General features: G+C 32.3%; 19 protein-coding genes. 12 read left to right on the forward strand and 7 right to left on the reverse strand.

What is annotated here, in order from left to right; translation table 11 throughout:
• Positions 1-123: 123 nt before the first annotated feature.
• The 9 genes from rplM to asnS all read left to right on the forward strand — a co-directional run bounded on the left by rplM (position 124) and on the right by asnS (position 12,004).
• A complete protein-coding gene (rplM, locus tag Q0921_RS09180) occupies positions 124-579 on the forward strand; it encodes a 50S ribosomal protein L13 (RefSeq protein ID WP_299256028.1) in 456 nt (151 codons plus the stop codon).
• Positions 579-965, forward strand: coding sequence for a 30S ribosomal protein S9 (gene rpsI / locus Q0921_RS09185; protein WP_299256029.1), 387 nt, complete (start codon positions 579-581; stop codon positions 963-965). Before rplM ends, rpsI begins: the two co-directional genes overlap by 1 nt.
• A gap of 130 nt (positions 966-1,095) precedes the next feature.
• The gene (rpsB, locus tag Q0921_RS09190; protein ID WP_299256030.1) at positions 1,096-1,950 is read left to right on the forward strand and encodes a 30S ribosomal protein S2; all 855 of its coding nucleotides are present in this window, start codon (positions 1,096-1,098) and stop codon (positions 1,948-1,950) included.
• A 166-nt stretch (positions 1,951-2,116) separates the two neighbouring features.
• Positions 2,117-3,082, forward strand: coding sequence for a translation elongation factor Ts (gene tsf, locus Q0921_RS09195; protein ID WP_299256031.1), 966 nt, complete (start codon positions 2,117-2,119; stop codon positions 3,080-3,082).
• Between the two features lie 451 nt (positions 3,083-3,533).
• Entirely contained in the window at positions 3,534-4,241 is a 708-nt protein-coding gene (gene pyrH, locus Q0921_RS09200; protein WP_299256146.1) for a UMP kinase, read from the forward strand.
• 51 nt (positions 4,242-4,292) lie between these two features.
• The gene (frr, locus tag Q0921_RS09205; RefSeq protein WP_299256032.1) at positions 4,293-4,856 is read left to right on the forward strand and encodes a ribosome recycling factor; all 564 of its coding nucleotides are present in this window, start codon (positions 4,293-4,295) and stop codon (positions 4,854-4,856) included.
• An 88-nt stretch (positions 4,857-4,944) separates the two neighbouring features.
• The gene (locus tag Q0921_RS09210; protein WP_299256034.1) at positions 4,945-7,386 is read left to right on the forward strand and encodes a DUF5686 family protein; all 2,442 of its coding nucleotides are present in this window, start codon (positions 4,945-4,947) and stop codon (positions 7,384-7,386) included.
• A gap of 85 nt (positions 7,387-7,471) precedes the next feature.
• On the forward strand, positions 7,472-9,880 hold the full coding sequence (locus tag Q0921_RS09215) for an efflux RND transporter permease subunit (RefSeq protein ID WP_299256036.1): 2,409 nt from the start codon (positions 7,472-7,474) through the stop codon (positions 9,878-9,880).
• Between the two features lie 681 nt (positions 9,881-10,561).
• Positions 10,562-12,004, forward strand: a complete 1,443-nt coding sequence (asnS, locus tag Q0921_RS09220) for an asparagine--tRNA ligase (protein ID WP_299256038.1) — start codon at positions 10,562-10,564, stop codon at positions 12,002-12,004.
• 8 nt (positions 12,005-12,012) lie between these two features.
• Here asnS and Q0921_RS09225 read toward each other — a convergent pair whose 3' ends face one another.
• The 7 genes from Q0921_RS09225 to Q0921_RS09255 all read right to left on the reverse strand — a co-directional run bounded on the left by Q0921_RS09225 (position 12,013) and on the right by Q0921_RS09255 (position 19,490).
• Positions 12,013-12,519 (reverse strand): hypothetical protein, encoded by a 507-nt coding sequence (locus Q0921_RS09225; protein ID WP_299256039.1) that lies wholly within the window; start codon positions 12,517-12,519, stop codon positions 12,013-12,015.
• A gap of 71 nt (positions 12,520-12,590) precedes the next feature.
• Positions 12,591-13,058: an ankyrin repeat domain-containing protein gene (locus Q0921_RS09230; RefSeq protein ID WP_299256040.1), complete on the reverse strand. Its 468-nt coding sequence runs from the start codon at positions 13,056-13,058 to the stop codon at positions 12,591-12,593.
• A gap of 120 nt (positions 13,059-13,178) precedes the next feature.
• Entirely contained in the window at positions 13,179-13,943 is a 765-nt protein-coding gene (locus tag Q0921_RS09235) for a LytTR family DNA-binding domain-containing protein (protein WP_299256041.1), read from the reverse strand.
• Between the two features lie 4 nt (positions 13,944-13,947).
• Positions 13,948-14,961, reverse strand: coding sequence for a sensor histidine kinase (locus tag Q0921_RS09240; RefSeq protein ID WP_299256042.1), 1,014 nt, complete (start codon positions 14,959-14,961; stop codon positions 13,948-13,950).
• A gap of 3 nt (positions 14,962-14,964) precedes the next feature.
• Positions 14,965-16,176, reverse strand: a complete 1,212-nt coding sequence (locus Q0921_RS09245) for a serine hydrolase (RefSeq protein WP_299256044.1) — start codon at positions 16,174-16,176, stop codon at positions 14,965-14,967.
• 9 nt (positions 16,177-16,185) lie between these two features.
• Positions 16,186-18,552 (reverse strand): outer membrane beta-barrel protein, encoded by a 2,367-nt coding sequence (locus Q0921_RS09250; protein ID WP_299256046.1) that lies wholly within the window; start codon positions 18,550-18,552, stop codon positions 16,186-16,188.
• A 179-nt stretch (positions 18,553-18,731) separates the two neighbouring features.
• Positions 18,732-19,490 (reverse strand): helix-turn-helix domain-containing protein, encoded by a 759-nt coding sequence (locus tag Q0921_RS09255; protein WP_299256048.1) that lies wholly within the window; start codon positions 19,488-19,490, stop codon positions 18,732-18,734.
• Positions 19,491-19,816: 326 nt separating this feature from the next.
• On the opposite strand from Q0921_RS09255, the gene Q0921_RS09260 reads away from it, so the two are divergent.
• The 3 genes from Q0921_RS09260 to Q0921_RS09270 all read left to right on the forward strand — a co-directional run bounded on the left by Q0921_RS09260 (position 19,817) and on the right by Q0921_RS09270 (position 21,799).
• A complete protein-coding gene (locus tag Q0921_RS09260) occupies positions 19,817-20,212 on the forward strand; it encodes a molecular chaperone Tir (protein WP_299256049.1) in 396 nt (131 codons plus the stop codon).
• A gap of 4 nt (positions 20,213-20,216) precedes the next feature.
• Entirely contained in the window at positions 20,217-20,924 is a 708-nt protein-coding gene (locus Q0921_RS09265; protein ID WP_299256050.1) for a PspA/IM30 family protein, read from the forward strand.
• A gap of 215 nt (positions 20,925-21,139) precedes the next feature.
• The gene (locus tag Q0921_RS09270; protein ID WP_299256148.1) at positions 21,140-21,799 is read left to right on the forward strand and encodes a hypothetical protein; all 660 of its coding nucleotides are present in this window, start codon (positions 21,140-21,142) and stop codon (positions 21,797-21,799) included.
• Position 21,800: the final 1 nt, after the last annotated feature.

Consider the following 21,800-nt stretch of genomic DNA (forward strand, 5'->3'; position numbering starts at 1 on the left):
AACCAATGGATAATCTTCTTTAAATAATATCAACTACCTATTTGCTATATAAATATATAATTGTACATTTGCACCCCTATTTTATATAGGAAAAGGAATGTTTAATTAGTAAAATTAGTTAGTGTGGACACATTAAGTTACAAAACAGTATCTGCCAATAAGGCAACCGTTTCTAAAGAATGGTTACATATAGATGCTGAAGGACAGACTTTGGGACGTCTATCTTCTGTAGTAGCAATACTATTAAGAGGAAAGCATAAGCCTAACTTTACCCCACATGTTGATTGCGGTGACAATGTAATTATTACAAACGCCGAAAAAATCAACTTAACAGGAAAAAAGTGGACAGATAAATCGTATATCCGTCATACTGGTTATCCTGGAGGGCAAAGGAGTCTTACTGCTCAGGAGTTATTTGACAAAAACCCAGAGCGTTTAATCGAAAAAGCGGTAAAAGGAATGTTACCTAAAAACAAATTAGGAGCAGTTTTATTCCGTAATTTAAAGGTACATGCTGGAGCAAATCACAACCAAGAAGCTCAGCAACCGAAAACTATTAACTTAAAAGAATTTAAGTAATGGAAGTTATTCACAAAATTGGTCGTAGAAAAACGGCTGTAGCTCGAGTTTACCTTAAAGAAGGTTCTGGAAAAGTTACGATCAACAAAAAAGATCTTAACGATTACTTTCCTACTGCTACTTTACAGTACAAAGTGAACCAACCTTTTGCCCTAACGGACAATGAGGAAAAGTTTGATGTAACTGTAAATGTATACGGTGGTGGTATTACAGGACAAGCTGAAGCAATTCGCCTAGCAATATCTAGAGCAATGTGCGAGCTTGATCAAGAAAACAGATTAGTCCTTAAACCAGAAGGTTTATTGACCAGAGATCCTAGAATGGTAGAGCGTAAGAAATTCGGACAGAAGAAAGCTCGTAAGAAATTTCAGTTCTCTAAACGTTAATTTATTAAAACAGTATTTGTTGTTATCCCCTATTTTAGGGAGTTAGTTTAGCATCTAAATACTCAAGGCCATATCAAAATGATAGCCACTTGGGTATTGCTAATTCAACAGAACGTAAACTATTACAAAAATGGCAAACAATATCGAAGTAAAAGACTTACTTGATGCAGGCGTACATTTTGGTCACCTGACAAGAAGATGGGATCCTAATATGGCACCGTATATTTATATGGAGCGTAATGGAATTCACATCATCAACCTATACAAAACTGCTGCAAAGATTGATGAAGCTGGTGAAGCTTTAAAAAAAATCGCAGCCTCTGGTAGAAAAATCCTTTTTGTTGCTACCAAAAAACAAGCTAAAGAAATCGTTGCTGAAAAAGCAGCAAAAGCTAATCAACCATACATCACAGAAAGATGGCCTGGTGGAATGCTTACTAACTTTGTTACTATTCGTAAAGCAGTAAAGAAAATGGCTGCAATCGATAGAATGAAGAAAGATGGTACTTTCAACACTTTATCTAAGAAAGAGCGTTTACAAGTAGATCGTTTAAGAGCTAAATTAGAAAAGAATTTAGGTTCTATTTCTGATATGACTCGTCTACCTGGTGCGTTATTTGTTGTAGATATTACTCGTGAGCACATCGCAGTAAAAGAAGCTCAAAAATTAAACATTCCTATTTTCGCAATGGTAGATACTAATTCTGATCCACGTCAGGTACAGTATGTTATCCCTGCAAATGATGATGCTTCTAAATCTATCGACAAAGTAATGACATACGTTAGTGATGCTATTATCGAAGGATTAACTGAAAGAAAAGCTTCTAAAGAGGCACCAAAAGCAGAAACTCCAGCTAAAACTGAAGCTCCTGCAAAAGCCAAAACCGAGGCGCCGGCTAAAGCTAAAGCACCAGCTGTAGAGGCTCCTGCAAAAGCTGAAGAAGCACCAGCAGTGACTGAAGCTGCTAAGCAAGAAGAAGAATAAACATTCATTGATTGCTTTCAATCATTAAAAATTATAAAATTAAAGTCTAAGCCTTAAAAACTTAACTTTAATCTAAAATTAATGAGTCGTTTAGTTCTTTACTCTCGTAGTAATCATAACTAAACGACTTATTTTTTTACACAAACACATTAAATATTTAAAAGATATGGTTAAGATAACAGCCGCAGAAGTTAATAAATTAAGAAAAGCTACAGGTGCAGGAATGATGGACTGCAAAAAAGCATTAGTTGAAGCTGAGGGAGATTTCGACAAAGCTATAGATGTATTACGTAAAAAAGGACAGAAAGTTGCAGCTAAAAGAGCAGACCGTGATTCGTCTGAAGGAGCTGCTATTGCCAAAATAAACGCAGACAATACTGCTGGTGTTTCTATAGTCTTAGGTTGTGAAACAGATTTCGTTGGTAAAAATGATAGTTTTGTTGCTCTAGCTAATGAATTAGCAGATCTAGCATTAAATTGTTCTTCTAAAGAAGAATTTTTAGCTGCAGATTTTGGAGGAATGACGGTTGCCGAAAAACTAGTTGAACAAACTGGTGTTATTGGAGAAAAATTAGAAATAAATGCATTCTCTAAATTAGAAGCTCCTTATGTTGGTTCTTATGTGCACATAAACAAAATTGCTGCTTTAGTTGGACTTTCTTCTAAAGTTGACAAAGTTGATATCTTAGCTAAAGATTTAGCTATGCAGATTGCCTCTATGGGAGCTACAACACTTTCTTATAAAGATTTTGACCCTGCTTTTGTAGCTTCAGAAACTGAAGCTAGAATAGCAGTAATCGAAAAAGACAACGAAGAATTAGTTCGTTTAGGTAAGACACTTAAAAATGTACCTCAATACATATCAATGTCTCAACTAACTCCTGAAGTTTTAGCAAAAGCAGAAGAAGATGCTAAGGCAGAATTAAAAGCAGAAGGTAAGCCAGAACAAATATGGGATAGAATTCTTCCAGGAAAAATGGAAAGATTCATTTCAGATAATACTACACTCGATCAAGAGCAATGTCTTCTTGACCAAAACTTCATCAAAGATGAAAAAATCAGTGTTGCTAAATATGTTGAATCATACGGAGATGTTAAAGTAACTTCTTTTGAAAGAGTATCTCTAGGTTAATATCTTTAGATAATAAATATTTATTTAGCAAAAAATCAAAAGCCGCTTCAATTGAAGCGGCTTTTTTCATCATTTTTCAAAATATTTTTTCTTAATATTTAAAACGTTTTTCTAAACATTCTGGACCCCTCCAAAATGTTACCCCAAAAAGACTAACTCCCCAATCAGTCTAGAATACATATTACACTTTCGTGAACATATAAATTCTTCAAAAACATTTCAACACTAATCCAAAAATATTCCTCATCTCCCCTATTTTTGTTTTCCTTTTACAAACGTATAACATTATCCAGAGTCAATCAATAGCGGTGTCAGGGGAAAAGAACCCTTTTTTAATATCCCACTTCAATTTTAACATTTATATCCAATTTCAGAAAGATTTACCTTTAGTTATTAAAGTATTTTCTAAATTAAGAATATCATTATATTTGCACCACAGTTCAAGCAAATGATGAAATATAATAGAATATTACTAAAATTATCAGGAGAAGCCCTGATGGGAGATCGTCAATATGGTATTGACCCCAAAAGATTAGCTGAATACGCTAATGAAATCAAACAAATAACTAATGAAGGCGTAGAAGTAGCCATAGTTATAGGTGGTGGTAATATTTTTAGAGGTGTTGCTGGTGCTAGCAAAGGTATGGACAGAGTTCAAGCAGATCATATGGGAATGCTCGCAACTGTCATCAATGGCTTAGCACTGCAAAGCGCATTAGAAGATGCAGATATACCAACAAGGCTTCAGTCTGCCATAAAAGTTAACGAGGTAGCGGAACCATTTATTAAAAGAAGAGCGATTAGACACTTGGAAAAAGGAAGAGTGGTAATTTTTGGAGGAGGAACAGGTAATCCTTATTTTACAACAGACTCTGCAGCGGTATTAAGAGCAATAGAAATCAATGCGGATGTAATCCTTAAAGGAACAAGAGTCGATGGAATCTATACAGCAGACCCAGAAAAAGATTCGCAAGCTACTAAATTTGATTTCATTACATTTGATGATGTTTTAAGAAAAGGGCTTAAAGTAATGGATACAACAGCATTTACATTAAGTCAAGAAAATGAATTACCAATTATTGTATTTGATATGAACAAAACCGGAAACTTATTAAAAGTTATTTCGGGAGAACCTATCGGAACAAAAGTAAATTTATAAGAATAGTGGCTCGTTTTTTGATCAACTAATAAACAAAAGAACTATATTAAGATGAACGAAGAAGTAAATTTCATTCTGGATTCAACTAAAGAATCTATGCAGAGCGCAATAGCTCATTTAGAAAAACAATTAATTGTTATTAGAGCTGGTAAGGCATCACCTGCTATGTTAAGTGGTGTAATGGTGGAATACTATGGCAATGCAACACCTCTAAATCAGGTAGGAAACGTAAACACTCCTGATGCTAGAACAATTACCATTCAACCTTTTGAGAAATCTCTTATTCAGGAAATCGAAAAAGCTATTCTGGTTTCTAACCTTGGTTTTAACCCGATGAATAATGGCGAAAGCGTAATCATAAGTGTACCGCCTTTGACCGAAGAACGTCGTAGAGATCTTGTAAAACAAGCAAAAGCTGAAGCTGAAGATTCAAAGGTTGGCGTACGTAATGATCGTAAAAATGCCAATAACGAAATAAAAAAATTAGAAAAGGATGGATTATCTGAAGATATGGCTAAGAATACCGAAGCAGACATCCAGCAATTAACGGATACATATATCAAGAAAATTGACGACATGCTAGCTGTTAAAGAAAAAGAGATTATGACAGTTTAATATAATTAAACACTAAGCTAAAGCAGAAGTGTTTAATTATACAAAAACACTTCTGTTTACCTTCAATTTTTATGAATCAATTCGGATAATGCAAAACAAACTCTTCTGTTTATTATTTTTTACTCATTTTGTTTTACTATCTCAAATTAGCATTACCGGAAAAGTAATTGATCAAAGCACCAACCAACCTCTGCCTTTTGCCACGGTAAAAACAGACAACAACTCTTATGCACTAACTTCTTCCAAAGGTGAGTTCGTCATAAGATGTGAAGGTTACCCCGTTAATCTAACGATAAGTTATATTGGGTATAATAAGAAAAGTTTTTCTATTAAATCCGAAGATATCGTAAAAGTAGAGATTCAACTTTCTCCTACACAAGAAAACTTAGAAACAGTAAAATTGGATGTCCCTGGAAGTATTGCTTCTAATATTATTAAGCAAGCTATTATTAATAAAAACGATAATAATCCAAATAAAACTTTGCAAAGTTATAGCTATAAAAGTTATAACAAATTTAAAATTACTGAAGATAATCAGGCAAGGTTCGAAACTCCAGATACAACCAGAGCAGATATGGAGCGCATCTTTAACGATGCCCATTCTTTTCTTTCTGAAAAAGTAAGTCAACATCAGTTTAACAAAGGACGGGATGAAAAAGAAACTGTTCTTGCTTCCAGAATGACCGGATTTAATAAACCAGTATATAATGTACTAGGGATTAAGATTCAATCTAACTCACTGTATCAGGAAAATTATGTAATCTTTAACAACCGATATGCTAGCCCTCTGTCCAATAGAGCTCTCAAAAATTATTATTATAAGGTACTAGATACTACACAAGGCAAAAGACCTGCGTATGTAATACTATTTCAACCAAGACGATCCAAAAAAATAGCAAGTCTTGAGGGAGTTTTATACCTGGACATGAAAACATTAGCTATTCAGAAAGCTGTTGCCGAATTAAGAGGGGAGCTTAATGTAATGGTAACCCACGATTTTGAATACAATATTGAAGAAAAATTATGGCTCCCATTAAATCAGGAAGTAACTATTAGACCTGGTATTGGAAAACAAAAAGTTACTTTATTTGGAGGCCAAATATCGGTTGGTAGATTAGGGAATGATCAGAAAAGTTTTACAGGCAACAATGACTTCTTAATTTCTAAAACAGATTTCTTTGATTATACACTAAAACCAGATGCTAAAATTAAGCTTCAACAATCTGCGATTGAAATAGCCCCTGAAGCAACTACCCGAAGCGAAGAATACTGGAACACATATAGAACAACTGCGATTACAGAAAAAGATTTAAAATCCTTTCCTATCGTGGACAGTATTGTCCAAGCGCAAAATATAGAGCGAAGAATAGATGTTATTCAGAGTTTTAATATTGGATACTACCCTGTTGGGTTTTTCGATTTTGATCTAACATATCCTATAAAATATAATAATTTTGAAGGATTACGCTTAGGAATTGGCGGGTTAACAAATGAAAAATTTTCAAAACGATTTCGTACAGAAGGATATTTAGTTTATGGTTTCAAAGATGGTAAATTTAAATTCGGACTAGGTGGTGGGGTTTTACTAAATAAAGATTCAGGATCTTGGTTAAATATCAATTACACAGATGATCTTAAAGAAGTTGGTAGTTTCTTTTATTTAACTGATAGACGTGTATATTCTTTATTTGAACCACGCTTGGTAAATATAGATTTCTACTACAAACACAGAACCTGGAGCGCAAGCTTACAACATAGGATTTTGCCTAAATTATTATCAGAAACTCAGCTTTCTGTCAGTAACATTGATCAAACTGGGGGCTACACATATTTTGATGACGGCAATTTATTTTCACAATACAAAACTGCAGAGTCTACAATAGCACTTAGATGGAGCCCATTTAGCAAGTTTCTAAAAACACCAAATGGTTATAGAGAAATACAAGATGGATATCCAAAAATAACAGCACAATATACACAAGGATATAAAGGAATATTTGATAGTAATTTTAATTATAGTAAAATAGGAATCAAAGCAGAATATATAATTAATCGTCTTAATCAGTCTAGCACAAGTTTACTATTAGAAGGAGATATCGCAAGTGGCGATGTACCTTTAACCCACTTATATCACGCATATCCAAATGCGCCAACAAAAGAAACTATTTTTCAAAGATTTTCTGTTGCAGGCAGAAGAAGTTTTGAAACCATGTATTTTAGTGAATTCTTTAGCGACCGACTCGCTACTTTGCAAATAAGACATAGGTTGAGACCTTTTAAAATAGCCAGTTGGCTTAATCCAGAAATGGTGTTAATCACTAGATATGCGATCGGAGATGTAAGTAATCGAGTTAAGCATCTAGGAGTTAATTTCAATTCGCTTCAACAAGGCTATCAAGAATCTGGATTCGAAATAAATAAACTTTTTGCTGGTTTCGGACTAAGTTTTGCCTATCGTTACGGAGCATATCATCTACCGAAGATTGAAGATAACATTGCCTTTAAATTCACTTTTTACCTAAAGCTTTAATACATTCTTATTTATTAATTTTCTTTTGATTTTTTTTTAAGTATTAAAAACTCAAATTCTTACATTTGCACCAGGAAAATAGAGAATGGCAAAGTTATTAACTTTCGGGTTTTGGAATACATTAGCTGGAATTATACTCCGTAATAGAGCAGCAATATTTATAATAATTATAGGGATTACCGTTTTTCTTGGTTTTCAGTGGAAAAATATGCGTTTTTCTTTTTCTGAAGCAAACCTTCTTCCCGATGACCACGAGGTAAACATAAAATACCAAGAGTTTCTAGATAAATTTGGAGATGAGGGCAATCTCATTGTAATGGCAGTAAATGACAGCTCTCTTTTTACTCCAACAAAATTAAAAGCCTGGAATGACTTTAACGATTCATTCAAACAATTTAGCGAGATAGATCTGGTAATTTCTGTTAGTGACTTAAAAACACTTAAAAAAGAAGATAATCCTGCTAGATTCGAACTTGTATCCTTCATAAAAGATAGTATATATACTGAGAAGAACGTTTCAGAATACGAAAATGAATTGTTCAATAAATTACCCTTTTACGAGGGACTTATTTATAGCAATAAATCCAATACCATACAAAGTGCTATTTATCTTAATAAAGATATTGTAAATACAATTGTAAGAAAAAAGTTTATTGAAGATGTTCTAAACCCAAAAGTTTTAGAATTCGAAGAGAAGTTCGGCATGGATATAAAAGTCTCCGGTATGCCGTATATCAGAACAATGAATTCTCAGAATATCATGGATGAGATTCAGATATTCATTTTAGCTGCATTACTAGTTACATCATTAATCTTCTTTTTCTTTTTTAGGTCTTTCAGAGCTACTTTTATATCGATGACTGCGGTAATCATAGGTGTTATGTGGGCTTTTGGATTACTAGGACTTCTAGAATACGAAATCACTGTTCTGACCGCTATAATACCACCACTAGTAATCGTTATCGGAATTCCAAACTGTATCTTTTTAATCAATAAATATCAGCAGGAAATAAAAAAACACGGTAATAAAGCAAAATCTCTTCAACGTGTTATTACTAAGGTTGGAAATGCGACATTAATGACCAATGTTACCACTGCCGCAGGTTTTGCTACATTCGCATTGACGGAAAGTAAATTATTAAAAGAGTTCGGTATTGTAGCAGCATTAAATATCGTAGCGCTATTTATTCTATGTTTACTCGTTATTACGATTATCTACAGTTATATGCCTCAACCCAAGGAAAGGCATCTAAAACATTTAGGGAAGAGATGGGTTGAAACATTGGTAAACTGGATGGAACACGTCGTTAAAAACCAAAGAATAACCATATACATCTCCTCTATTATTATACTAATCGCAAGTATTATTGGAATTTATACTATAAAAGTTTCTGGAAGTTTATTAGAAGACATGCCTAAATCAGCAGGTTTCTTTAAAGATATTCAGTTTTTTGAAGATGAATTCGATGGTATCATGCCACTAGAAATATTAATAGACACAAAGCGTAAACAAGGAGTCCTGAAACTGCCTACTTTGCGAAGAATGGAACAATTAGAAGAGCTACTTGAAGAAACACCAGAGCTATCTAAGCCTATTTCCATTGTTAACTTAGTAAAATATGCTAAGCAGACATACTATAATGGAAACCCAAAATATTATCAACTACCCACAAGTCAGGAACGAAATTTCATTCTGCCATATGCTAAAAGTTTCGAATCAGAAGCAGGAGCTATGAATAGTTATGTGGATTCTACCGGTCAGTACGCTAGAATAACTACATTTATGAAAGATGTAGGTACTGAAGAAATGGAACGAATAGAAGCCAATCTCGCTCCAAAACTAGAGAAACTATTTCCTAAAGATCGTTATGAAGTTACTTTTACGGGTAAAGCCTTAATTTTTCAGAAGGGAACGACGTATTTGGTATGGAATCTTATATTCTCCTTAGGGCTAGCTATTGTTCTAATAGCATTATTTATGGCCTGGATGTTTAGATCCGTTAAAATGATCGTTATATCATTAATACCTAATCTACTCCCTCTTTTAATGACTGCTGGTTTAATGGGATTCTTAGGAGTTCCTATAAAACCATCTACGATATTAGTTTTTAGCATCGCTTTTGGTATCTCGGTAGACGACACTATACATTTCTTAGCAAAATACCGACAAGAATTAAAGTCGAATCACTGGAGAATTCGTAAATCTGTTTTTGCTGCATTAAAAGAAACTGGAGTTAGTATGTTTTACACATCTACTGTTTTATTCTTTGGTTTCTCAGTATTTATGATTTCGAGTTTTGGAGGAACTAAAGCATTAGGAGGATTAGTTTCAGCTACATTATTATTTGCAATGTTAGCCAATTTATTATTATTGCCGTCATTATTGCTTTCTTTAGAAAGAAGCATTGCAAACAAAAAAACACTAAAAGAACCTGCATTAAAAATTATTGCAAGTGACGATGACGAAGAACTTCCTGAAGAAGAAAAATCATAAAATCTATCCATTTAATTACTTAAAAAAAAGAAGTCTCACTAGTAAACTAGCGAGACTCCGTGTAAGATAGATTACCCCAAAACCTATCGAACTAAACTTAACGTAAACACAATCGTCATAATTGCATATGCAAGATACATTCCCTTTTTGTATTTTGAAACACCTTCATGGGGGGGATTTCCCCCTATTACTAAAATAAACATTGTTTTAACATTTTTTTTGTAATCCAAAAATTATCAAATAAAACATAATATACTGGCATGAAGCATATTAACATATAAAAATAAGTGAGAATTTTTTCATGTAAATTGAAAATAATTTTAAAAAAAAGTGGTTTTTTCCCCAAAAAAGTGGTTTTTTATGGTTTTAACATAGAATTACTCTAGAAAAAACCGTCAGATTCTAACCTATTCTAAAAACAGCTGTTTTCATTAAAACAAAAACCTACAAAAACATTTATTACTAGAATTTATTTTTTTGAATAGTAAGATTATGTATCAATTCGATTAAAAAATTATCTTTGCTACCTTGAAATTTTATATCCTATACTTGATAAAAAATGAAAGTTAGGTATATAACCTAATGAATTGATTAAATTAAAAATAGTGGTAGTATTGTAAGGAAAATAATACTGATTTGCTCACATCATCGAACCGATGTAAAACAAATAAAATTAAACTGATGAAACATACCAAAGTAATAGATGTACTTAAGAGTGATAAACTTTTACAGCCTGTCAACATAAAAGGATGGGTTCGTTCTTTTCGTAATGATCGATTTATAGCTATAAATGACGGATCTACCATAAAAAATATTCAATGTGTTATTGAAGATAATACTATTGACACGGCTATTACTGATAAAATAAACGTTGGAGCGGCCATTTCTGTAATAGGTACACTTGCAGAAAGTGAAGGAAAAGGACAACGTGTAGAAATTAAAGTTACTAGCGTTGAAATTGAAGGTGAAGCAGATCCAGAAGAATTAAAATTAACAATCCTTTCTCCTAAGCGTCATAGCTTAGAAAAACTAAGAGAGCAAGCGCATTTAAGAGTTCGCACAAATACTTTTGGAGCTATTATGCGTATGAGATCAAAATTATCTTTTGCTATACACGAATACTTTCAGAAAAATGATTTTTATTATGTACATACTCCTGTAATTACTAAAAGTGATGCAGAAGGAGCTGGAGAAGCTTTTAAGGTAACCAATTTAGATCTTAATAACGTTCCTAAAGATGAAAATGGCGGGGTAGATTATAAGCAAGATTTCTTTGGTGGCGAAACCAACCTAACAGTTTCTGGACAATTGGAAGCAGAAACCTATGCGATGGGATTAGGGCAAGTGTATACTTTTGGACCAACATTTAGAGCAGAAAACTCGAATACTTCACGACACCTTGCTGAATTTTGGATGGTAGAGCCAGAAGTTGCTTTCTGTGATCTGGATGGCAATATGGATCTCGCTGAGGATTTTATAAAATATGTAATTCAATTTGTTTTAGATAACTGCGAGGACGACTTGGAGTTTTTAGAAAACAGACTAGTTCAAGAAGACAAACAAAAACCTCAGGCAGAAAGAGCAGAAATGTTGCTTAGAGATAAGCTAAAATTTGTTTTAGAGAACAATTTTAAACGAGTAAGTTATACAGAAGCGATAGAAATACTTAAAAACTCTAAACCTAATAAGAAAAAGAAATTCAAATTTCCAATTAACGAATGGGGAGCAGATTTACAAAGTGAGCATGAACGCTTTTTGGTTGAGAAACATTTTAAATGTCCTGTAATCTTATTTGATTACCCTGCAGACATTAAGTCGTTTTATATGAGACTTAACGAAGATGGAAAGACTGTGAGAGCAATGGACATTCTTTTTCCAGGTATTGGAGAGATCGTAGGAGGTTCTCAGCGTGAAGAACGCTTAGATGTCCTTAAACAAAAAATGGCTGCTTTAAACATCCCGGAAGAAGAATTGTGGTGGTATCTGGATACACGTCGTTTTGGGACTTGTAAACATAGTGGCTTTGGATTAGGTTTCGAAAGATTGGTATTATTCGTTACGGGAATGGGTAATATTCGTGATGTAATTCCTTATCCAAGAACTCCATTAAATGCTGAATTTTAAAACATAGTTCAATTGCTATGTTTCTTTAATAAAATCTCAGAAATTAGATCATCAATTATACTTTGATTATAATCTGATTTCTGAGATTTGTTTTTTGCTTTTTGAATTTTTTCCGAATGCGGAACTTTTCCTGTTTCGGCCAATAACTTCATTGTATTTTCGAAAAAGGTATTCAAAATGGGCATTACATATTGACTTTGAGCATTTTTATCTCTAAGACGAATAAATTTCTTAGTATAAGCTAAAAACAGCTGTGGATACTGAGCAAAAGTTATAATAGCCTCGGTAAAACTTTTCTGCACTTCTTCTTTATCAATTGAATTTCGAAATTTCAGTTTTTTAGCATCAATGTGTTTTAGTATATAGAGAAGAGCGTTTTCTTTTATAAAATTACTGTAATCGGTAGTTGAATAATAATAAACCTCCATACCAATATTAGTATTTATAATTAGTACTTCATCTCCGATACTATCCTTAAGAAATGATTGAAAAGTATCTGCTGTAAATGATGACATTAATAGACGCCTTTTTATATCGGTAGAACGTATATTGACAGATTTTATATTTTCTATTATTTCATTTATACTCACTTGGTAACATTCAATAATTCAGAAAAATCAATTCCTTGATTTGTTGCGTGCATTTCTGCGGTGTGTCCATTATTATCTTGCGCAGTAACATCTGCGCCATTCTCTATCAGTAACCGCATAATCTCTTTCTGACCAAAAGTAGCCGCAAAAATTAAGGCTGTAGCTTCATTATAACTTTTGTTATTGACATCAGCACCAGATGCAATCAACAATTCTGCTATTTCATAATGCCCTTTAAAACAAACACCCATTAATGCAGTATTTCCTGATGCATCTTTAGCATTTACATCTGGATGATAACTAAGAATTAGTTTCGTAATTTCCATAAAACCATAATATGTAGAAAGTAAAAGCGGTGTAGATCCTCTTTGATCCTTTATATCTATCAAGCCTTTATCTTTATCAAGAAAGCTTTTTACCGCTTCTAAGTTTTCAGATCTGATTGCATTAAAAATTGTATCCATTGAAATAAAATTGTAATATTCATAATACCTAAGCGATACCGCTCATATTCTTTTTGAAGATATCAAAAAAAAAAACAGCAACACTGTAATTAGCAGAAATTTATAATTTCAAACAAAAAACTACTCTTCTATCCATTTTCGAAACTCCGATGTAGCAGCGGAACTTGTCATAACCTTCTCTTTTACTCCTTTTAATTTTATCAATAATCTATTTTTAAAATGATTTTCGATCGTTTCGATATACTCAATATGAAGAATCTGACTTCTATTAATTCTAAAGAATTTTTTGGGATTTAGCTGCTCCGGTATCACTCCAATTTTTTCTAAAACAGGATGTGTTTTTCCACTTAGATCTGTAGCAATACAAAAGTCTCCAGATGCCGCAATCAGACTTATGTCAGTAACATTTAATAATTGTATCCCCTTTGCTCGTTTAATTACAAACCGTTTTTTGTACTGAGTCTGCTCCTCTTGTATTGCTGATTTTAACGCAATAATTGTAGTGCTGTCTAATGGGTTATAAATACCTTGTTTAAATAAGGACTGGTACTTTTCTAAAGCTTTTTTAAAATCATCTTGTGAATAAGGTTTTAAAATATAAGCTACACCGTTGGTATTAAAGGCCTGAAATAAGTATTCATCATGTGCTGAACAAAAGATTATAGGACACTCTACCTTTACAGTGTTGAATAAATCAAACGATGTACCATCTAATAACTGAATATCCGATAATATAAAATCATATTTATTATTATTCAGAAATGCGCGCCCATCGGCAACAGAACGTGACCAATCATGAAAAATAGGTTCTCCAAAAAAATTATCTAAATGTGATAACAATTTTTGATATGCTGGAATTTCATCCTCCAGAATTAGAATATTCATAGCCTTAAGATTCATTACTTAATTTAACAATAGGAATAGAAACTTTAAATTTTAAATCTGTATTAATAACGTGTACTTCTTGATCAGATAATAATTTATAACGCGCTTTTAAATTTTTTAACCCAGTTCCAAAAGACTCTTCTCTCGATTGAATTTTAGTTTTAGTATTTATTACAGTCAACCAATTTTCCTCTATAGCAACTACTACACTAATATTTTTCGCCTGTTCAGCTTTATTGTGTTTTACAACATTTTCGAGTAATGCTTGTATTGATCCCGTAGGGATAAATTTATTCTTAAGTAATGTTTCTTTTTTAACCTGAAAATTATAATCTTCACCAAATCTAGTTTCCATTAAAAAAATATAGTTTTCTGCAAAAGCGATTTCTTCAGAAAGCTCCATTACCTCAGCATCTTTGGTTCTTATTAAATAACGGTAAATAAGAGACAAACGGTTAATATATTCTTTAGCTTTCGTAGTATCTCTATCAATTAAAGCATCTAATGTATTTAGATTATTAAATAGAAAGTGAGGATCTATCTGTGAACGTAATAACTTTAACTCATTCTCCTTTTGTTGTTTTTGCACATTAAAAAACTGAGCTTGGCCTTCATAGAATTTTTTAGCAAGTAAAATACCAAACACAAAACCAGCATCGTCAGATAATCCAAAAAAACTTTGGAGTAAAAAATCATACCATTTTGGGAATTTGCTCCAATCACCATTACCAGTCCAATATCCAGCTAAAAAATCAATGGCTCCGAAAAAGCACATTACTACAAGTCCATAAAACACAAACTGACCATACTTTTTTTCTTTTACTATATAGCTTGGAATAAGCCAATACATGAAAATTAATATTATAAGAAAAGAAAGTATTACCGCTAACGGAATATCAATAAGATATTCGATAAGAAAATTATCCGAGCGATAATAATCAATACAATTAAAGATAACTGTAACGGCATAGACGATACTTATAATAATATAATCTGATTTGTTTAGCTTAGTATTCATACTCTAAATCTTCTGATTTTTACGTTTTTTAATACGTCGGATGATCCACTTTACAAAAAACACTATCACAAGAATAAGTAAAATCGAGAAAATACTTATGACGACATATAGTTTTGCATTACCAGGATCAGCCAATAAGTAGAAAAGCATATCTTGTCCTAATTCTTCTCCGTACTCAGAATTAGTAAATAATACGTATCCCCAATCCTTTTCTGGATCTAAAAGAAACCAGCTAGTAAACCCAATGTTATTACCTCCATGACAATAAATATTCGTAAAAGGTACTTTTATATTCGTAAAACCCAACGTATATCTAACATCAAAATCATCATAAGGCACTTTAGAATGAGGTTTTAATAATTCTTCATAGCTTTCTGCTAATAATATATCATTATTCATCACAGCTATCATCCATTTAGAAAAATCTATAGGTTCTGAATGAAGAGAAGCAGGAGCAGAAAAGACACCATCCTCTTTCTTAACCCAATAGTTATTTTCCCAATCAACCCAGTTATTATCTTCATCATAAGGTTCTGCCTTGTATTTTCTGGTATAATCATTCTGAATGTAAACTGTATGATTCAAACCAATTGGTTTTCCTACTCTTTTCTGAAATTCTGCTTCCAAACCTGCATCATCTATATTTAAAATATGTTTCAATACCTGTGTTACATATTGATACCCTTCTCCAGAATAAAAATAATCAGTTCCTGGTTCGAATTGAATTTTCAATGTATTATCCTCATCATCCTCTCTCCAATTCTGAAAACCCGTTTGATGACTTAATGCCATTCGTGCCGTTATTTTTTTATAACGTTCATCATGAGCAATATCCGGATACTCCATATATTCATATAATGGCTTATCTAGATCAAGAATTCCTTGTTCTACAAATGTCATTACAAAAAAACCAAATACGGGCTTTGATATAGAAGCGCCTTCGAAAACAGTTTGTTTTGTTACTGGTAATTTTTCTTCTAAGTTAGCGTACCCTTCTGTTTTATGATAAACAACTTCTCCTTCATTAATAATGGCAATAGAAATTCCAGGAATTTTATATTCATCCATTTTGGATTTAATAAAAGTATCTAAAGAGTCCTTTGGAATATCAAACCCTAAATAACTATCTATCGAATCACTATTTATGGAAGTACAACTGGTAATTAGCTGACCAATTAATAAAATGACACTAAACTGTTTTGCAAAATTTTTCATATTATTATTTTAGTTTTTATCATCTATTCTATCCTGTTCTTCTTCAGAAACATTATTTCTCTTTTTGTTTTTACTAAACTTAGATCCAAAATTATAATTCAACTGAAGAAAAATATTTTGCCTTGGCCAATCATTTACAATCGTTGCATTTACATTATCATAATTTATAGTTCCTAAGAATTTTCTATTCAGAATTTCTTCAAATTCGAGGCTCACCTTTAGGCGATCATTCATAAATTTCTTACTTACAGCAATATCAATTCCCGCTATCCATTTATATTCTATTTGTCCTTCTAATCCACCTGTAGAATAATATCCAGAGATTTCAGAGTTTATACCCCAAGGTAATTTATATTCCGCACTTGTATACCAGGTCAAACTCCATTGTGATAAATCCAACACTGCCGTTAATCGCTCTGATTTATATTCATTATAATTCACGATTATTCCTGTATATCCATCTAAACCTTTAATAAAATCTAATGGGCCAAATAAACTAGCATTAAAATTGTTGTTTTCTGCAAGATTTATTACCGAACGAGAGGTTTCTGCAGAAGTATCATTCTGGGTTATGATTTCGAATAATGCATCGTTCGTTTGTCCATAACTAACACTAAAAAAAGGTTGATCATCATAGGTTAAATTAAAACGAAAACTATTGGTAAAAGCAGGTTTTAAGTTTGGGTTTCCTTCTTCAAAAGTAAATGGATCGTAATAGTATACAAAGGAATTCAAAGAACTATATGAGGGTCTTTGGATTCGATAACTATAAGCTATATTAACACCCAACTCTTCTGTTATTTCCCTCCCTAAACTTAGGCTAGGAAATAATTTAGAAATTTTTCTTGATCTTGTTTCGTTTTGTGTAACTGAAGTACCTTCAGTATCACTTTCTTCCCAACGCACCCCTCCCGAGAATGACCAATTATTATATTTAGCATTAAATTTTGAGTAAATCGCTAGAATACGTTCGTCTATTAAGAACCGATTACTTTGATTTACATTATTTATAAACTCACCCTGATCGTTCTCTTCTAAAGCTTGCAAATCACTATCAGAATTTACCTGTGAGTACTTTGCTCCTGTTCCCCAACTAAAATTATCGTTTTGGGTTCTCTTATAATCTCCTTGATAAGTGAAAATTTCATAATCAGCATCCTGAAAATACCTTTGATTATCATAAGCTACAGCACTTTCTTCGACCTTAAATAGATTGTTCTCATTTTCAAATGTATAATCAATATAGTTAAAATCTAATGTTACCTTATTTTTCTGATCGTCATATTCGTAATAAGGATTTAATGTATATGTAATTCTATCTCGGTCATAACTATTATCAGTTAATAACTCAGTTGATGATGCGCCATCGATAATTGTAGTATTATTTTCTGTGATTCGATCTGATAACGACTGAATTCTATTTGCGTTTAAACCAACTGTATTTTTATCACTTATATAATAATCAAAGCCACCACTTATTCTAAAAGTCTCTGGATCATATGGAGAAATTGATGTTTGGTTATACGTCTCATCCAATACTTGTCTAGAAATTATTAAATCTTCTCGCCAAGATGATCTATTGTAACCACCACTAGCTTGCCAGTTGAGTTTGTTTTTATAACTAGCAACAGATGCGCTAGTCCCGTAAGTAACATCATCAACATAACCGATTGTAGTTTTTACACTTCCATGAGTTCCTAATTTTACATTTTTCTTTAAAATAATATTTATAATAGGACCTGAACCTTCCGCATCATATTCAGCTCCTGGTTGCTGAATAAGCTCTACTCTAGCAATATTATCCGCTGGCATTTCTCTCAATAAAGAGGAAACATCCATATAATCTGTTGTTTTACCATTAATTAGTATCCGTATGTTTGCTTGCCCACCGTAATTCAAGTTACCATTAGTCACAATTACTCCAGGAACTTTTTTCATTACATCTTGTAAATTAGTGTTAATCATTTCGGATTTTTCGATATCTACAATCAATTTCTCAGCAGTTTGCTTAATAATTGGTTTCTTATACGTAATTAACACTTCATCCAACTGCTCTGATTGTAACACAAAATTCATAGATAGCTCTTGTACATCGTTGTTAAAACTAAAAATTTCAGACACCTTTGTTTCATAACCCAGCATTGATACCTCGATTCGGTAAGTCCCTGCTTTAACACTTTCGAAAAAATACACCCCTTTTTCGCTAGTAGCCATTGCAGAAATTGCTGTATCAGTTTTGTCCGTGTATAAAATTACATTAGCAAAAACTAAAGGTTCTTTGTTTTGATCTGTAACATTTCCTGTAATCTCGTGCTGACCGCTCATAGTTTTCACTACTATGAGTAAAATAAAAAATAGTGCTTTTTTGAATCCCATAACTTTTCGTTTCTTGATTGATGATCGAACAAATGTAGATTCATTGGACCTCCACATATAACCCATTCTGTCCAAAAAGGTTAAAAAAAAGACTAATTGGGTCTAATTCACTTTTAAAACACGAAACAAAAAAAAGGAGCGAATAGCTCCTTTATTACTTATTGAATATATGAATATGCTTAGCCTAGCTTCTTTTTCATTCTAAGTAATTCTTGTTCGATCATTTGCAATTTACCATCCATTCCATCTGCAAATTCAGGAATACGTTTACAAAACACATAGCGAACTCTCCACATTTCTTTAATTTCAGAAATAGGATACTCATCATCATCAATATTCTTATGGTCTGCTCGCAGCACAACATCATTCTTAGTAATATATAATCTTCTAAAAGTTAATTTTGTATCGGTTAATGCAACTACCAAGGTTCCATTATTTAATTTTTTGATGACATCAGAAGGTACTTTCTCACCAACAACAATATCCTTAGGATAAAATCCTTGATCATGATTGGTCATTTCTAAATTTAGCACAGTATACCCTCTAAATTCTTTAGATGGATTTACCGGTAATTGGATAGTAGGCAATTCTTTTATAAAATTACTCTTATCATATAAAGATATATACTCGCTAAACGTACTCTCTGTAATACAGGGAATTAATGCAAATTGCTCGCGCTTTAAATCTTGGGCATAAGTAGTAAGATCTCCTTTAAACTTCAGAAGCTCATTTACGGTTAGCTCACTAGTTAGTAATTTATCTATTTCAATGCTAAAATAATTAGCTATTTTAATAATGGTATCTATTTTAGGTTCACTTCTACCTTCTTCATAAGCCCCTAAAGTACCGCGTTTCAGGTCAAAAAGCTCAGCAAACGCCTGCTGACTTAAACTTTTAACACTTCTGATTTTCTTTATATTTTTTCCGAAAAATGACATTTTTGCTAATTTTATTTGCAATTATGAAAATTTATTGTACATTTACACTAACAATATTAGCTAATATATTTAATACATGCTAATTTTAGTAGAATTACTTTTATAAAGTACATTGATTTTGGGCAAAATCATCGGTCTTACTAAAAATTTTAGCAAACAACTAATTCATTAACTTAAAAAACAACATACCCATGATAGCAGTAGCAGAGTATATTGCCAATTTAGCTGTCGATATAGTAGAAAAGTTATCTCACTTTTTGTAATATTGATATAGTGTCAGAAAACAGAAATAAATTACTAATAATCAATCAAAAAACAACCATCACATGCAAGACCACTTCCAATTGGTGAAAGATTATTTACTGAAACTTAATTTTAACATAATTCACGAAAACAAAAAAGATGGAATTATAATGATCAGTAAAGAGAACGAAGGGATAAAAAATCTCATTCTTGGTGTAGCATTACCAATTTTAATTATAGAACAACATATTTTTAATATCAAAAATAAAAATGAATTAGTGTATCGTAGTTTACTTCAGAAAAACAGAGATATCGTTCACGGTGCATTTGTTCTTGATGAAACCGGGGAAAAAGTAATCTTCAGAGATACGCTACAATTAGAAAACTTAGATCTCAATGAGTTAGAAGGAACTCTAAACTCTTTGGGGCTATTATTGAGTGAATACTCGCAACAAATTATAAATTTTTCAAAATATTAATACTATGAACTTTTTCAAAAGACTATTTAAAATAGGTGAAGCTGAGGCAAATTCTGCTATCGACAAAATGGAAGACCCTATTAAAATGACAGAACAGGGGATCCGTGATATGAAAATTGATCTCGAAAAAAGCCTGGAAGCCCTAGCGCAAGTAAAAGCACTAGCAATAAGATCCAAAAATGATACTGAAGAATTTGCTGTAAAAGCAGAAGATTATCAACAGAAAGCAATGCTTATTCTAAAAAAAGCACAAAGTGGTGATCTTGATGCTGCAGAAGCAGACAGGTTAGCAAAAGAAGCATTGATCAAAAAAGAAGAATCACTACAACACGTAACTCGTGGAAAAGGTGAAACGGAAAAATTTGATGGTTCTGTATCTCAATTAGAAAAAAATGTAGGAGAGATCAAACAGAATATCAGCAAATGGGAAAATGAACTTAAAACACTGAAAGCAAGAGTAAAAGTTTCTGCGGCCACTAAAAATGTAAATAAACAAATGGCAGAAATAGATAGCTCTAGTACTGTTTCTATGTTAGAGCGTATGAAAGATAAAGTAAATCAGGAAGAAGCATTAGCAGAAGCCTATGGAGATATCGCAAATGCATCAAAGTCTATTGATGATGAACTCGATAAAGCTGCAAATGCTACAGAAACGAATGCAGAAGATGATTTAGCAAAGCTAAAAAAGAAACTGGGTATAAAAGATTCATAATATTTTAAAAAAAAAACCTGAAAACAGGTAACATTTTTAATACTAACGGCACTAACTTGCACAGGGTGACTCAATATAAAAAATTGATTCAGAGACATAATGCGTTTTCTTTTCCTCTGCAAGATGATTTTAAAATAACAAACTAAACGACTAAAACATTGAACGAACTAGTAGAGATAGCATTTTCACAGGTGAATATGGTTTTAACCATACTAATGCTCTTATTAATTTTGTATTGGTTATTCACAATGATATCGGGAATTGATTTTGATCTAGACGTTGATGTGGATATTGATGCAGATGTTGATATGGATATGGATGCTGATAGCAATATTGAAGGAGGAAACCTAGATTTTGAAGATATCTCTAATACAGAAGTCAATAAAGAAGATGTTGTTGGTAAAAGAAGAAAACCTCTAAAATGGTGGCAAATCCTACTGATTTATTTCAATTTTGTTGGATTACCATTTATGTTCACATTTACATGTTGGATATTTATCTGGTGGCTCTGTACAACAATAACTACAACATTAACAAATAGTTATAATAACGATATTGGGTTCATCTTTTTTCTAGCAGCCATTATACCTTCTTTGTTCATTACCAAGGTTTTTACTACTCCTTTTAAAAGTTTTTTCAAAAATCTTAATAAAGACGGAGATGCGCCAACTGACTTACTAGGTAGAAGAGGAATCATACAATCAACCATATCTAAAGATAAACTTGGTTCGGCAGAAGTGGTTGTAGAAGGCAATCCAATGTCAATCTATGTGAGGTCTTTAAATGGAGAGGAAATAAATTATCGTGAGGAAATTTTGATTATAAAACAATCAAACGACAAAAATTTCTATTATGTACAATCATATAACGACTAAA

This window comes from uncultured Aquimarina sp., assembly GCF_947496855.1.
Lineage (GTDB): Bacteria > Bacteroidota > Bacteroidia > Flavobacteriales > Flavobacteriaceae > Aquimarina.

Coding starts and splice junctions, on each gene's coding strand:
- rpsI (WP_299256029.1), top strand. CDS start 579: ATGGAAGTTATTCACAAAATTGGTCGTAGAAAAACGGCTGTAGCTCGA.
- rpsB (WP_299256030.1), top strand. CDS start 1,096: ATGGCAAACAATATCGAAGTAAAAGACTTACTTGATGCAGGCGTACAT.
- tsf (WP_299256031.1), top strand. CDS start 2,117: ATGGTTAAGATAACAGCCGCAGAAGTTAATAAATTAAGAAAAGCTACA.
- pyrH (WP_299256146.1), top strand. CDS start 3,534: ATGAAATATAATAGAATATTACTAAAATTATCAGGAGAAGCCCTGATG.
- frr (WP_299256032.1), top strand. CDS start 4,293: ATGAACGAAGAAGTAAATTTCATTCTGGATTCAACTAAAGAATCTATG.
- Q0921_RS09210 (WP_299256034.1), top strand. CDS start 4,945: ATGCAAAACAAACTCTTCTGTTTATTATTTTTTACTCATTTTGTTTTA.
- Q0921_RS09215 (WP_299256036.1), top strand. CDS start 7,472: ATGGCAAAGTTATTAACTTTCGGGTTTTGGAATACATTAGCTGGAATT.
- asnS (WP_299256038.1), top strand. CDS start 10,562: ATGAAACATACCAAAGTAATAGATGTACTTAAGAGTGATAAACTTTTA.
- Q0921_RS09225 (WP_299256039.1), bottom strand. CDS start 12,519: ATGTCATCATTTACAGCAGATACTTTTCAATCATTTCTTAAGGATAGT.
- Q0921_RS09230 (WP_299256040.1), bottom strand. CDS start 13,058: ATGGATACAATTTTTAATGCAATCAGATCTGAAAACTTAGAAGCGGTA.
- Q0921_RS09235 (WP_299256041.1), bottom strand. CDS start 13,943: ATGAATATTCTAATTCTGGAGGATGAAATTCCAGCATATCAAAAATTG.
- Q0921_RS09240 (WP_299256042.1), bottom strand. CDS start 14,961: ATGAATACTAAGCTAAACAAATCAGATTATATTATTATAAGTATCGTC.
- Q0921_RS09245 (WP_299256044.1), bottom strand. CDS start 16,176: ATGAAAAATTTTGCAAAACAGTTTAGTGTCATTTTATTAATTGGTCAG.
- Q0921_RS09250 (WP_299256046.1), bottom strand. CDS start 18,552: ATGGGATTCAAAAAAGCACTATTTTTTATTTTACTCATAGTAGTGAAA.
- Q0921_RS09255 (WP_299256048.1), bottom strand. CDS start 19,490: ATGTCATTTTTCGGAAAAAATATAAAGAAAATCAGAAGTGTTAAAAGT.
- Q0921_RS09260 (WP_299256049.1), top strand. CDS start 19,817: ATGCAAGACCACTTCCAATTGGTGAAAGATTATTTACTGAAACTTAAT.
- Q0921_RS09265 (WP_299256050.1), top strand. CDS start 20,217: ATGAACTTTTTCAAAAGACTATTTAAAATAGGTGAAGCTGAGGCAAAT.
- Q0921_RS09270 (WP_299256148.1), top strand. CDS start 21,140: ATGCTCTTATTAATTTTGTATTGGTTATTCACAATGATATCGGGAATT.